Raw genomic sequence first — 13,942 nt, 5'->3', positions numbered from 1 at the left:
CATGATGACCGCCAGCCCAGACGCCACCGACCGTCGTTTCGCAACCACCCTTGCCAAGGGCCTGAGCGTTCTGCGCGCCTTTCGCGCCAGCGACGACGGTTTGGGCAACGCCGAAATCGCAGAGCGCACCGGCCTGCCCAAAAGCACCGTGTCGCGGCTGACCTTCACCCTGCGCAGCCTCGGCTACCTGACCCACGCCCGCCGCAACGACCGCTACCGGCCCGGTCCCGCGCTGCTGGCGCTGGGGAATGTGGCGCAGGCGTCGATCTCTTTTGTCGAGCTGGCGGGCCCGATCATGCAGCAGCTGGCAGATGACACCGGCACACTCTCGCTGATGCTGGCGCGTGACAATGCGAAACTGTTGATCGTGCGCACCTGGCGGCCGCGCGGCATGTCTTCCCTGTGGCTGGAGACCGGGCACCGTCTGCCATTTCACGGCACCTCCTCGGGCCATGCCATGCTGGCCGCCATGACCGAAGAGCTGTTTGAAACCACCGTCGCCAACGCCCAGGGAGACCGGGGCCTGACGTTGGACATCGCCAAGCAGGCCCGCCGCACCGCCTACGACCAACTACGGACACGGGGGTTCAACATCACGTCCCCGGATCAGTATTTCGCCAGCAACATTCACGCGGCTTCGAAACCCTTTCACGCCCGCGACCTGACTGAACCGGTGGTCTTTTCCTGCGGGGCCATGCCCCAGGATCTGACTCTCGACCGGCTGGCCAATGAAGTTGGCCCCAAACTCAACGACGCCGTACAAGAGCTTGAGCGCATGATGGGCCAGCCCGCAATGCTTACTCTGCGCGACTGAACAGGAGACACTATGACATCCCCCGTCCGCTACGACGTGACCGGCGAAATCGCCGTCATCACCATCGCCAACCCGCCTGTAAACGCCCTTGGCCACGCCGTACGGCAAGGTCTGTGGGACGCCATCGACCGATTTGATGCCGATGCACAGGCGCGCATTGCCATCATCCTTGGCGAAGGTGCGCTGTTCCTTGGAGGCGCCGATATTTCCGAATTCGGAAAGCCGCCCAAGGAACCGCACCTGCCCGACGTCTGCACACATATCGAACGCGCGTCCAAACCTGTGATTGCCGCTGTGCACGGTCCTGCTTTGGGCGGCGGATGCGAAGTGGCTCTTGGTGCCCACTACCGCTTGGCCATCAAGGGCGCGCGCTTTGGCTTTCCAGAGGTGCAGCTGGGCCTGATCCCCGGCGCGGGCGGTTCCCAACGTATGCCGCGCCTCACCGGCGTTGGCCCGGCGCTGGACATGATGCCGGCCGGCGGCTCCGTCACCGCAGATCAGGCGCTGGATATCGGTTTGATCGACCACCTGGCCGAGGGCGACGTCCACGAACAGGCGATGATCTACGCCAAGGGTCTGCTGGCCGATGGTGTGGACGTCCGCCGCGTCGGTGACCTGCCCTGCCCCGCCTATGACGCCGATGCATTTGACGCGGCCCGCACGCTGTGGACGCGCAAGGCCCGCGGCGAAGTCGCCCCGCTGACCGCAATCGACGCCGTGGAGGCCGCCACCCGCCTGCCATTCGACGAAGGCATAAAGGAAGAGCGCCGTCTCTTCCTGTCCCTCATGGAAACGCCACAGCGCGCTGGCATGATCCATGCCTTTTTCAACGACCGCAAAGTCTCGAAACTGCCAGAGCTGAAGGGTGTGGCCCCGCGTGAAATCGCTTCTGTCGGAGTGATCGGCGGCGGCACCATGGGCGCGGGCATCGCCACAGCCTGCTTGCTGGCGGGCCTCCCCGTGACACTGGTGGAACGCGACGAAGCCAGCGCGGAAAAGGCCCGCGCCACGATCACCGGCAACCTCGACGCTGCCGTGAAACGCGGAAAGCTGAAAGACGCCGAGAGCACCCTGACCAAGCTGACGACTGTGACCGACTATGCCGCGCTGTCCGACGTGGACCTTGCCATCGAAGCCGTGTTCGAGGACATGAGCGTCAAGCACGACGTATTCACCAAACTCGACGCGGTGATGAAGCCCGGTGCGGTTCTTGCCACCAACACCTCATACCTCGACGTGACCGAAATCGCTGCGGCGACCTCTCGTCCTGCAGACGTGATCGGACTGCACTTCTTTTCCCCGGCGCATGTCATGAAGCTGCTGGAAATCGTCGTGCCGGACACCACCGCGCCTGAGGTGACAGCCACCGCTTTCGCTCTGGCCAAGCGGTTGAAAAAGACCGCCGTAAAGGCCGGTGTCTGCGACGGCTTCATCGGCAACCGGATCCTCGCTACCTATCGCGGTGCGGCGGACAGGATGATCCTCGCCGGTGCCTCCCCTTGGGAGATCGACGCGGCGATCAAGGCGTTTGGCCTGCCCATGGGGCCGTTCGAGATGGGTGATCTGGCTGGTCTCGACATCGGCTACATGACCCGGCAGCGCAAAGCGCCCGACCGCGACCCGCGCGACATCGTGCCCACATGGGCCGATGCCATGTACCACAACGGTTGGCTGGGGCAGAAAACCGGACAGGGGTATTACACCTACGAGGGTCGCAAGGGTACACCGAACGACGCTGTGAAACCGCTGATCGACGAGGCCCGCGGCGACCGCCCGCAGCTCGACTTCACCCCGGAAATGATTCAGCGCCGCTACATGGCGGCCATGGTCAACGAGGCTGCCAAGGTCGTCGGCGAAGGCATTGCCGCCCGTCCGCTCGATGTGGATGTGACGCTGCTCTATGGCTACGGGTTTCCGCGCTGGCGCGGCGGCCCGATGCATTGGGCCGACAGCGTCGGGCTGGACGCGCTGCTCAACGACATCAAGGACTGGGCCAAGGACGATCCCTATTTCTGGCAACCCGCTCCGCTGCTCGAACAGCTCGTGGCTGAGGGCCGCACCTTCTCCGACCTGAACGAGGCCTCAGCATGAGCCGCGCCGTCATCGTCTCCACCGCTCGCACCGCCATCGGCAAGGCCGCACGCGGCGCGTTCAACCAGACCCACGGCGTCACCATGGCGGGGCATGTCGCCCGCCACGCCGTTGACCGCGCCGGGATTGACCCCGCGCTGATCGAGGACAGCATCTGGGGCACCGGCTATCCTGAGCATGTCACAGGCGGCAACCTTGGCCGTCAGGCGGTGATCCGTGCCGGGCTGCCCGTCACCATCGCCGGGACCACGGTGAACCGCTTCTGCGCCAGTGGCTTGCAGGCCATCGCCATGGGCGGCCGCGCCATCAACGAAGGCGCACGCGCCATGTTGGTCGGCGGTGTCGAAAGCATCTCCATGAACCAGCCCACGCCGCGCCACGCCCGCGAGGCGTGGATAGAGGCCAACAAGCCCGACCTCTACATGACCATGATCGACACCGCCGACACCGTTGCCGAGCGCTACGGCATCTCGCGCGCGGCGCAGGATGCGCTGGCCGTCGAAAGCCAGCGCCGCACTGCCGCCGCACAGCAAGCCGGGCTGTTTGACGATGAAATCGTGCCAATCGACGTGACCAAAGCGGTGAAGGACAAGGAAACCGGCGAGGTCACGCATCAGGCGCTGACCCTGGCGCAGGACGAATGCAACCGCCCCGGCACCACGCTGGAAAGCCTCTCCGGTCTGAAACCAGTGATGGGAGAGGACAAGTTCGTCACCGCAGGCAATGCCTCGCAACTCTCTGACGGGGCCGCGAGCCTCGTGATGATGCACGAGGAGGAGGCCGCCCGCGCCGGCATCGCCCCACTGGGCCGCTATCTTGGCTACGCGGTGTCAGGCTGTGAACCCGACGAAATGGGCATCGGCCCGGTCTTTGCCATTCCGCGCCTTCTGGAGCGCCATGGGCTGACCGTTGGCGACATCGACCTGTGGGAGCTGAACGAAGCCTTCGCCTCTCAGGTCATCTATTGCCGCGACACTCTTGGCATCGACGACGCCAAGCTCAACGTGAACGGTGGCTCGATCTCCATCGGCCACCCGTTCGGCATGACCGGCGCACGCATGACCGGGCACCTGCTGCGCGAAGGGCGTCGCCGCGGCGCCAAACTGGGTGTCGTCACGATGTGCGTCGGCGGCGGCCAGGGCGCGGCTGGCCTGTTTGAAATCTTCCAATAAGGGGTATCGAGATGGACCTTGGCTACACCGATGAGCAAAAGGCGTTCCGCGACGAAGTGCGCGCCTTCCTGAACGACAAACTGCCCAAGCGCCTGTCCGACAAGGTTGCAGGCGGCAAGCGTCTGACAAAAGAGGATTACGAGGACTGGCACGCCATCCTCAACGACCGGGGTTGGCTTGGGGTCAACTGGCCCAAGGAGCACGGCGGCACCGGCTGGGACGCCGTGCAACGCCACATTTTTGAGGAAGAAACCACCAAGGCGCACGCCCCGCGCATCGTCCCGTTTGGCCTGGCGATGCTTGGCCCGGTGCTGATGGCCTTCGGCTCGGACGCTCAAAAGGCACACTACCTGCCGCGCATCCTGAACGGTGATGACTGGTGGTGTCAGGGCTATTCCGAACCCGGCGCCGGGTCGGATCTGGCCAACGTGCAGACCATGGCCGTGCGCGACGGCGACGACTACATCGTCAACGGGCAAAAGACATGGACCACGCTCGGCCAGCACGCCAACTGGATCTTTTGCCTTGTGCGAACGTCAAAGGAAGGCAAGCGGCAGGAGGGGATCTCTTTCCTGCTGATCGACATGAATACGCCCGGGATCGAAGTCCGCCCCATTGTGCTGATCGACGGCGAACCGGAGGTCAACGAGGTCTGGTTCAAGGACGTGCGCGTCCCTGTCGGCAACCTTGTGGGCGAGGAAAACAAGGGCTGGACCTACGCCAAATACCTGCTGACCCATGAGCGCACCAACATCGCCGGTGTGGGCTTTGCCCGCGCGGGGCTGTCGGCGCTCAAACGCATCGCAGGCGGCCAGATGGAACATGGCAAACCGCTGATCGAAAACCCCTTCTTTGCGGCCAAGGTGGCGCAGGTGGAAATCGATCTGATGGCCATGGCGACCACCAATCTGCGCACCATCTCTGCCGCCGCCGAAGGACAGGCCCCCGGCGCCGAAAGCTCCATGCTCAAGGTCAAGGGCACCATCATCCGTCAGGAAATCAACGCATTGACCAAACAGGCGGTCGGCCCCTTTGCAGCGCCCTTCATCTCCGAGGCGCTGGACGAGGGCAGCAATGTTGAACCTGTCGGCCCCGATGCGGCGATGCCCGCCACGCAGGCCTATTTCAACAACCGCAAACTCTCGATCTACGGCGGCTCCAACGAGGTGCAGCGCGCGATCATTTCCAAAACGATTCTGGAGCTCTGAGACATGGATTTCAACCTCACCGAAGAACGCCAGATGCTTCAGGATGGCCTGCGCCGCTATCTGGCCGACGCCACCGATCACGACAAGATCGCCGCCACCACCGATGGCCCCACCGGGCTCGACACCCCACTGTGGGACGCGCTGACCGAAATGGGCCTGCCCGGCGCCATGTTCACCGAGGATCAGGGAGGCTTTGGCGGCGCCGGTTTTGACATCATGGTCGTGGCAGAGGAACTGGGCCGCGCTGGTCTGCCGACGCCGTTGATCGATTCCGCGCTGCTGTCGGGCACCGTGATTGCCCAGACTCGCCCTGATCTGGTGGAGGACCTTGTGGCAGGCCGCATCCTTGGCTTCGCCCATGCCGAAGCCGGAGCGCGCTATGATCTGTCGCATGTGACCACACGTGCCGAACGCACGGCCGACGGCTGGCGGATCACAGGGACCAAATCGCTGGTACAGTTTGCGCTGGCCGCTGATGGCTTTGTCGTCAGCGCGCGCACCTCGGGCGATGTGACATCGCAGGACGGCATCAGCCTGTTTCTGGTCCCCGGCGATCAGGTCACCCTGCGCGATTACCCGCTGAACGGCGGCGGTCGGGCGGCGGAGATGACCATCGACGCGACCCTGCCCGAAAACGCACTGCTGGGCGAGGCAGGCACTGCCTACACGCTGCTGGACACCGCTCACGCCCGCGCCACCGCTGCACAATGCGCCGAAGCGCTCGGCCTGATGGAAACCATCAAGACGCTGACCGTCGAATACCTGCAACAGCGCAAGCAGTTCGGCCAGCCCATCGGCAAATTTCAGGCGCTGCAACATCGTATGGCAGATGTGCTGATCGAGATCGAGCAGGCGCGATCGAGCGTCATCAATCTGTGCGGCAATCTCGACCAACCAGAACGCGATCTGCATGTCTCTGCGACCAAGAACCTGATCGGCCGTGCAGCTCGTCTGGTGGTCGAAGAGTCCATTCAGATGCACGGTGGCATCGGCATGACGCAGGAATACGCGCTCGGTCACTTTGCCAAGCGTCTGTCGATGATCGATCACCGCTTTGGCGACGTCGATCACCATCTGGAACGGTTCATCCGCCTCTCCATGGCACGGGCCGCATGATCGAGCATATAAAGGGCGAGACCGGCACCCAGCGCACGCTGGGCTATACGGTCGAGGTCGGGCACCCGGATGGCGGCGCACGCTGCTGGCTGGACGTATCCGACGCCCACGTGAACCGCCATGACGTGTTGCATGGCGGGATCGCGGCAACGCTGCTGGACAATGCCATGGGGGCAACGTCGTCGCTGACCGCCGATGACAGCGGGCGCGTGCCCTTTCTGACGATCTCGATGACGACGCAGTTCATGGCCCCTGCCTTTGCCGGAAAACGCGTCACCGCAGCGGGCCGCGTCACTGGCGGCGGGCGGTCACTGCTGTTCCTCGCTGCCGATCTGATTGACGAAGACGGGCGTCTCATTGCCTCTGCCACCGGGGTGTTCAAACGCGCTCGCCTCGACACAGGCGGCGACGCCTGAGGCATCCCGACGAACAGGTCCGGCGCAGACCCAATGCGCACACTCTGGGAGGAGTCATGACACACCATACTGCGCCAACGCGCATTCACCACTTGGTCGACCACAACGCCGCCGTGCGCCCCGACGCCCCCGCAATCAAGGATTGCGACGGTCGCGTCTATTCATGGGCCGAGTATGCCAAGCTGACCGAAGACGCGGCACGCCTGCTGGCCGATCACGGTGCCGCTCCGGGCGAACGCGTTCTCATCGTGGGCGAAAACTGTCTGGCCTTGCCGGTGCTGATCAATGCGGCCTCGCGCATCGGCGCCTGGGCCGTGCCCGTGAACGCGCGCATGTCCGCGGCAGAGGTTGCCCGCATCGCCGCCCATGCGCAGCCCGTGGTGACGCTGTTTACCAGCCACATCTCGCGCGAGGCCGTCAATCACGCAGGCGATGCCACCCCCTGCCCTACCAGCTTTGGCGCGTTGCACGTCGTGCCCGGCCTGCCTGATCCCGAACCTGTGGACGACAGCGCCGACACACCTGCGATCCTGCTCTACACGACCGGGACCACCGGCGACCCCAAGGGCGTCATGCTGTCCCACGCCAACCTTCTGTTCGCTGCCGAAGCGTCGATGACCCTGCGCAGCCTCGTGCCCGAGGATCACGTCTACGGTGCGCTGCCGTTGACCCATGTGTTCGGCGTCGCCTCCATGATGATGGCCGCCGCATGTGCCGGGTCGATGATTGAACTGGCCACACGGTTCAATCCGGCAAAACTGTTCGAAGCCCTGCGCGCCGGGGCCACCGTCATGCCCGCCGTGCCGCAGATGCACGCATTGCTCATGGCCCATGCCGAAGAGCTCGGCGAAGCCACGCTCGGTGCGCCCCGCCTCCGCTATGTTTCCTCCGGGGCAGCGCCGCTCGATCCCTCGTGGAAGCGCAAGGCAGAGGCGTTCTACGGCCTGCCGCTGCAAAACGGCTATGGCATGACCGAAAGCACCGCAGGCGTGACCGGGACCCGAAATGCGATTGGCGACCCCGACGCGTCCGTCGGCCCACCTTTGCCCGGCTGCGAGGTCAGACTGGACCTGACCTTTGGCGAAGACCCGGACGTCGGCGAGGTCCTCACGAGAGGGCCGCATGTCATGGTTGGGTACTTCCGCAACCCAACCGCCACGGCGCAGACGGTTCAGGATGGCTGGCTGCGCACCGGCGATCTGGGCCGCATTGATCCGCAAGGGCGCCTGCACATCGTCGGTCGGTCAAAAGAGCTGATCATCCGCGGCGGTTTCAACGTCTATCCGCCAGAGGTGGAGGCCGCTTTGAACGACCATCCAGACGTGGTGCAATCCGCTGTCATCGGGCGGAGCCGCGGCGGTGACGAAGAGGTCATCGCCTTTGTCCAGCCCCGTGCCCCCGGCATGGTTGATGCGGAAACCCTGCGCAGTTTTGCCGCCGACAGGCTGGCTGGGTACAAACGCCCCAGCCGTATCTTCGTGGTAGACAGCTTGCCGGCTGCGGCCACGGGCAAGATCCTCAAACACCAGTTCGCCAAGCATTTTGCCGACCTGCTGGCGGAAGAGGATCAGCCCTCCGTCTGAGCGTCGTAAGCCGCGACGATGGTTTTGGCACGGTCCTCGACCTCCCCGGCAGACAAGCCAGGGGTGAAAAGCGCCGTGCCAATGCCAAAGCCATCAGCCCCGGCCTTGATCCATTCGCCAAAGTTATCGGCCCCGGCACCACCAACGGCAAACACAGGCACCTCCCTGGGCAATACGGCCCGCATTGCCTTGAGCCCGGCGGGCCCAATCAGAGAGGCGGGAAATATCTTAAGCCCGTTTGCGCCTGCCCTAAGGGCAGAGAATGCCTCCGTGGGGGTCATGACGCCGGGATAGCTGGCGAGCCCCAGGGCTTTGCTGCGGCCAATGACGTCCGTGTTCGCATCCGGGGATACGATCAATCGACCGCCTGCTGCGGCGACGTCATTCACTTGCTCCACACTCAAAACGGTCCCTGCCCCGATCTGCGCCTGGTCACCGAACCTGTCGACCATCAAACTTATTGATTTCAAAGGCTCCGGTGAATTCAGAGGCACTTCGATGCGGTCAATGCCGCTTTCTATGAGCGCCGCCGTGATGTCTAACGCTTCGCTGGGTCTCAGACCTCTTAGGATGGCAATGATTGGCCTGGACACGATGAAGGCTCCTGTTTTGCGTCGCATTTTGATACTAAGTAATTGATATTACTTGTTAAAAAACAATATCTGTTTGTTATGCTGCGAACTTGGATCTTGGTGAGTGTATAGTTTGTGACAAAAGCTGGCGCCAGTTCAAACTGCCATTCTCGATGTCTCTGACAAGGGCTAAGGCATAGCGCCTCGCATTGCGGACTTTGTCGCCACGTTCCAGGATGTATCCCAGCAACAGGAAGCTCATAGCGGGTCCTTTGGCGCATAGCTTTGGCCAGATCTGTGTGAGACCCAAACATGAGGCTATGTGTTCCATTCTGTCAGCGCATTCGCGTTGTGTTGCAGCGGTTCTTATTTCGGCACACAGGGTTGGGAATGATGCTTTTACGGTGTTCTCATCCAAATGAATATCTGACGTGTTCGTCGAACTTACTGATGGGTTTAATTCTGGTTCTTTGTGCCCCTCAACCTTAGTGTCTGGGACCATCAATTTGTCAGCATCAGTATCGTTATCCTGAGGCTTATCCACGACTTTCCCTGATAGCGTTTTCAGCAGTTCGTTCAGGGCGTCCTCACATGGAGCGCGTCGCAGGAGACGTGCGGCGTGTTGGTAGAAGGTATCGTCTTTCGAAAGACCCATAGTGTTTTTGACATTGGCCAGTGCGAGGGCGCAGCGGTCCCTGAGCGTGCGCAAACGCTCTGCGAAAACCGCATGCTCTTCTGCAATGTCTGAAAGCTCTTGGTGACGGTCCAGCATGGGCAGGACACTCAAACCGCTGGCCAGGACCACCCTGCCCTTTCGGTCTCTGCGGGCCCAACGTTTTCCATTGCCGCTACACACGCGCTCCACGAGCCCGAGATCCACGAGCCGAGAGATATGGCGCTCCACGGTTTGGACGCTGACATGGGCGCGTTCAGCAAGGCTAGCGTTCGAGGCGAAACAAATGTGAGCGTCGACCTTAGCTGGGCTGACCCGATCAGACCGCATGAAAGACAGCATTGCGCGCAACAGCGTCAATGACGTGGACTTTAGCCCAAGCGGCACGCGGGCCGCCTCGACGGTTCGAAGCAGATACCACTTGTCCGGTGCGGTTACCGATCCGTTGGACACAGCACTGTAGTGCCCTGCCGATGCGACAGAGCTTCCCCCATTGGGGGGCATTCCTGAAAATTTGGTCATATTTAGCCAGCAGGCAAAGAAATCCCGTCCGCACAGGTGCGTTTTTTCTTGTTCAGTGATTCGAGTGCTGCTAACCTCTAGGTGTCAAGCTAAGGGCGCTTTCAGCGCTACAGCCCTCGAAACCTCCGGTTTCGGGGGTTTTTCTTTACTTTGCATCCTCCTTTCTGCTCGTCCTCGATGTTTGATTTCAGTCTTCGGTATCGTTTACAGCTGTAAACGACCGGAACTGATCCTGAATGATTCGATCTATATTAGCGTCCAACCACTGGCCAAATTCTGCGTTGGCCCCTGTTTTGGCGATGGATACTGATACTGCGCCGCGCCCGGATTTTACGATCACGCCCTCAACTGGCGTTGTTTCGCGGCTTTGAGTTGGCCGCGCGCCGCGCCGTGAGATCTCTTTCAACAGTTCGTCGAGACGCTCGTCAGAAGAGGCCTCTTTGATTTTGGCAAGGATTGCGATGGCCGCGCTCTCGGTCACCTTTGCCGCGACAAAGGCTTCTGCCAAGGCGGTCCACTTCGGCCGGCCCGATTTTGGCGCTGCCCCGATCTCGTCGCCCACCGCGTCTGGCACGTTGTCAGTCACTTTCGTGAGGTGTGACAACTGCGGGGCGCTGAGGCCGAGAACCTTGCGGGCTGTTTTGGAGTCGTGTCCCGCAGACAAAATGACAGCCGCAAACCTCGCCTTTTCGTAAAACGACAGATTACGCCGCGCTGCGTTCTCCAGGCCTTTGGCCAGCAAGGCGGCAGCATCGTCGAGGTCCTGCACGTTGGCACGGACTTTGACGCCGAGTTCTCGACATGCTGCAAGACGGCGCCTGCCGTAGATGACTTCGAACCGCCCCTCGGTTCCGGCGCGCCTGACAAGGATTGGGACTTGCTGACCACCGTCGCGAATGCTGTCGACGAGTGCATCAAAGCCCTCCCCGTCGTCCTCGGATTTTACAACTGTAAACCCTTCCATCCTGTCCTTGGGTCCCCAGTCGTCGATCATCGCGGGGTCGATCTCACGTATGGCGGAGAGGGATCCCTGAAGCGCGCCAAGCGCCGGTGCGCTGGAACGGGTCGGGCGCTCCTTGCTTGGGCCAGAGCGAGCAATCGTGTTGGCAATGCCGGACATGCCGCCAAGAGTTTTACGTGCCATCAGCTACGCCCCCATGCTTTTTGAACCATTGTTTCAATCTCGAGCCCGACAGCATCCATCGACTGCTTGGCGCGGTCATACGTGGCGCGCGTCATGTCTGAGCGGACGACTTCATAAATGGATTGCTTCAGCATCGTCGCATCGCTGATCGCGGTGGACTTCAACGCGGTCGAGGACATGACGCGATCTTGAAACAGCGCGCGCATGAAGCTGGTCAACTGCTGCGAAGGCACGTCCGTGGGTTCGTCCCGTGTGATCAAGAACCGAAAGTTATCGTAGTGCAGTTTGGCGCCGGCGTCTTCGATAACGCCCATGTAGGCCCCGACGAGCTCCATGAACTGGGCGGTTGAGGACACATCCAACATGGATGGCGTCAATGGCACGATCAAGGATGTGGCGGCTGCCATGCCGGATATTGTCAAGAACCCAAGCTGCGGCGGGCTGTCCATCAGGACGATGTCGTAATCCGCTTCGACTTGCTCCAGTGCTGATCGGATCCGGGTAAAGAACGGTTGATCCGGCGCAGAGTGAACCGCGGATTCCGTCTCGAATTCCGACAACATCAGGCGGGACGGGGCCAGCGATAGCCCCGGGAAATACGTTTCCTGAATGACGTCGGCCAAAGGCACCGGGTCCTCGTATCGGATGGCGTCATACATGGTGAGGCCATCGAATTCGATCTCGGGAGAGATGCCGCACATCGACGTCAAAGACCCCTGCGGGTCGAGGTCCATCACCAGTACTTTGTATCCGCGAAGGGTCAGGTAGTGCGCCAGGTGGATCGTTGTGGTGGACTTGGACGATCCACCTTTGAAATTCATCAGCTGCCAAACCTGCAGTTTGTCGCCATCGCGCCGGCCGGGAAGATACCGGCCTTTCTTACGCGACGTGGCTTCCAGAATGTGGCGGGCCTCGCGAAGTTCGGTCACGGAGTAATATCGGCGTCCGCCGCGGATGTCGGCGGGCTCGGGCAAGGTCTCTTCGGCGTGGGCCTTGCGGAGGAATTGAGCCGACACGCCCAGAAGCTCTGCCGCCTCTGGTGCAGAAAACGCGCGCAACGATTTTGTGTTGTCCGGCGCGAACGCAGACATGAGGTGTTCGCGGATTGCGCTTGTGAGGCGCTCTGATATATCCGTTGCCAACTCTGACGGACGGTCTGCTTCGATGGGTGTCACCGGAATCATGTAGTTGCCCCAATTTGCCGATTGTGGCCTTTTTCGCGCCACTTGGGGATAAAAGGTTCGATTCAGAGGCCTAAGTCAATGGGTTTTTGTCGAAATAGTGACTATTTCGCCTTAAATGCAATGGCTTCCGTCGTGAGGCTCGGCGTTTACAGCTGTAAACAATTCGGCCGAGATACCGCTTTCTGCCGCTCCTTAGGCCCGTGATCGCATTCAGATTTACCCGGACCTTCGAATTTTGGGTGAAGTCTCTACAGGGCGGGAAGGCAGATGAGGTTCGCTGAACATGAAAGTCGCTTCCGAAGAAGTCGTCCGGTTGCTCATCCAGACTTGTGATTAGGCGTTCTGCGGCGTCGTGCAGAGACTTCGCAAAACGGTGCAAGGTGGGGATGTCAGGTTGCATTTGCCCCTGTCGTCTGTGGCTTGCCGCGCATGCGTACCTGAGCGCTTTGCAGCCATGCGAAGGGTGTCGGTTTTGGCCTGCCACGCTCTTACCGAGATTGCATTATGGCACCGATTTTGATACCTATTTCAATGATAGTCGGAGGTTTACCAATGGAATTGCGGCGTCTGACATACTTTCTGGCGGTGGCGGAAGAACTGCATTTCGGACGCGCCGCGTCCCGGCTCGAAATCGCACAGCCCCCTTTGTCACGACAGATCGCGGCGCTTGAAGCCGACATTGGTACATTGTTATTCGACCGCTCGCGTAGCCAGATCCGGCTGACCCAGGCGGGGACAGTGCTGGAACGGCATGCGCGCGTGCTCGTTGACCGATTGGAAGCCGCGTATAAAGAGACGCGGCTGGTGGGCGACGGCGGGGCAGGGCGGTTGCGTGTGGCTTTTGTCGGATCCGCGTCGCACGGCGTATTGCCGAACCTGATAAAGTCGTATCGCTCGCACTTTCCGAAGGTGGAACTGGCGCTGTCTGCTATGAACAATGCAGAACTGCACTCTGCCTTGGTGCAGCGCGAAATTGACTTGGCCGTTGCGCGCCCGTCCCTGAAGGACGATGAGTTGCGCGCGGAAGTTTTGGTGCATGAGGAGCTGATACTTGCGCTACCGGACAATTCGGATGTGGCGTCACGTGACCCGATTGCGTTGAAAGACCTCAGCGACCAGACCTTTGTTCTGTATCCACGCAGGCCGCGCCCATCTTACGCTGACTCCGTATTGGATATTTGCCGAAAGGAAGGGTTTGAGCCCGCGGCGTTGGAATTGGCGCAGGATTTTCAGACGGCGATCAGTCTTGTGTCCGTGGGGGTGGGGGTTTCCGTGGTGCCGGAAAGCGTATCGCAGACCTCGCGTCCCGGCGTGGTGTTTCGCCGGTACGAAGGGTTCAATCCGGGCACGGGGCTTACCATTCACGCAAGACGGGACAACCAGTCGGCGCAGGTCTCACAGTTCATGGACGTGACACGGAAATTTGTACGCAAGCGCTGAGAAAGGC

At 61.4% G+C, this 13,942-nt stretch carries 12 protein-coding genes; 8 read left to right on the top strand and 4 right to left on the bottom strand.

All coding sequences use genetic code 11. The features are described from left to right. Position 1 precedes the first annotated feature (1 nt). Genes GGQ68_RS18345 through GGQ68_RS18315 form a run of 7 tightly spaced genes read left to right on the top strand, consistent with a single transcriptional unit; the run spans position 2 to position 8,400 of the window. On the top strand, positions 2-814 hold the full coding sequence (locus tag GGQ68_RS18345) for an IclR family transcriptional regulator (RefSeq protein WP_343055990.1): 813 nt from the start codon (positions 2-4) through the stop codon (positions 812-814). Between the two features lie 12 nt (positions 815-826). Then, positions 827-2,905 carry a 3-hydroxyacyl-CoA dehydrogenase NAD-binding domain-containing protein gene (locus GGQ68_RS18340; protein ID WP_183968568.1) on the top strand — a complete coding sequence of 693 codons (2,079 nt, stop codon included), beginning with the start codon at positions 827-829 and terminating at the stop codon, positions 2,903-2,905. Further along, on the top strand, positions 2,902-4,077 hold the full coding sequence (locus tag GGQ68_RS18335; RefSeq protein WP_183968566.1) for an acetyl-CoA C-acyltransferase: 1,176 nt from the start codon (positions 2,902-2,904) through the stop codon (positions 4,075-4,077). Before GGQ68_RS18340 ends, GGQ68_RS18335 begins: the two co-directional genes overlap by 4 nt. Before the next feature lie 11 nt (positions 4,078-4,088). After that, a complete protein-coding gene (locus GGQ68_RS18330; protein WP_183968564.1) occupies positions 4,089-5,285 on the top strand; it encodes an acyl-CoA dehydrogenase family protein in 1,197 nt (398 codons plus the stop codon). Between the two features lie 3 nt (positions 5,286-5,288). Next, a complete protein-coding gene (locus GGQ68_RS18325; RefSeq protein WP_183968562.1) occupies positions 5,289-6,401 on the top strand; it encodes an acyl-CoA dehydrogenase family protein in 1,113 nt (370 codons plus the stop codon). Continuing rightward, positions 6,398-6,817 (top strand): PaaI family thioesterase, encoded by a 420-nt coding sequence (locus GGQ68_RS18320; RefSeq protein ID WP_183968560.1) that lies wholly within the window; start codon positions 6,398-6,400, stop codon positions 6,815-6,817. Before GGQ68_RS18325 ends, GGQ68_RS18320 begins: the two co-directional genes overlap by 4 nt. A 56-nt stretch (positions 6,818-6,873) precedes the next feature. Then, positions 6,874-8,400, top strand: coding sequence for a class I adenylate-forming enzyme family protein (locus GGQ68_RS18315; RefSeq protein WP_183968558.1), 1,527 nt, complete (start codon positions 6,874-6,876; stop codon positions 8,398-8,400). Here GGQ68_RS18315 and GGQ68_RS18310 read toward each other — a convergent pair. The 4 genes from GGQ68_RS18310 to repA form a co-directional block, all read right to left on the bottom strand. Beyond that, the gene (locus GGQ68_RS18310; protein ID WP_183968556.1) at positions 8,385-8,993 is read right to left on the bottom strand and encodes a 2-dehydro-3-deoxy-6-phosphogalactonate aldolase; all 609 of its coding nucleotides are present in this window, start codon (positions 8,991-8,993) and stop codon (positions 8,385-8,387) included. The genes GGQ68_RS18315 and GGQ68_RS18310 overlap by 16 nt on opposite strands. Before the next feature lie 76 nt (positions 8,994-9,069). Then, positions 9,070-10,149: a helix-turn-helix domain-containing protein gene (locus GGQ68_RS18305; RefSeq protein WP_246429436.1), complete on the bottom strand. Its 1,080-nt coding sequence runs from the start codon at positions 10,147-10,149 to the stop codon at positions 9,070-9,072. Positions 10,150-10,354: 205 nt separating this feature from the next. Then, entirely contained in the window at positions 10,355-11,311 is a 957-nt protein-coding gene (repB, locus tag GGQ68_RS18300) for a plasmid partitioning protein RepB (protein ID WP_183968552.1), read from the bottom strand. Beyond that, positions 11,311-12,495, bottom strand: coding sequence for a plasmid partitioning protein RepA (gene repA, locus GGQ68_RS18295; protein ID WP_183968550.1), 1,185 nt, complete (start codon positions 12,493-12,495; stop codon positions 11,311-11,313). The genes repB and repA overlap by 1 nt, the downstream gene beginning before the upstream one ends. Positions 12,496-13,047: 552 nt before the next feature. Between repA and GGQ68_RS18290 the strand changes: the two genes are divergently transcribed. Beyond that, positions 13,048-13,935 (top strand): LysR substrate-binding domain-containing protein, encoded by an 888-nt coding sequence (locus GGQ68_RS18290; RefSeq protein WP_183968548.1) that lies wholly within the window; start codon positions 13,048-13,050, stop codon positions 13,933-13,935. Positions 13,936-13,942 lie beyond the last annotated feature (7 nt).

Source organism: Sagittula marina (assembly GCF_014196795.1).
Classification (GTDB): Bacteria; Pseudomonadota; Alphaproteobacteria; order Rhodobacterales; family Rhodobacteraceae; genus Sagittula; species Sagittula marina.
Note: the sequence above shows the minus strand (reverse complement) of the source record. Positions and strands in the feature narration are given on the sequence as shown.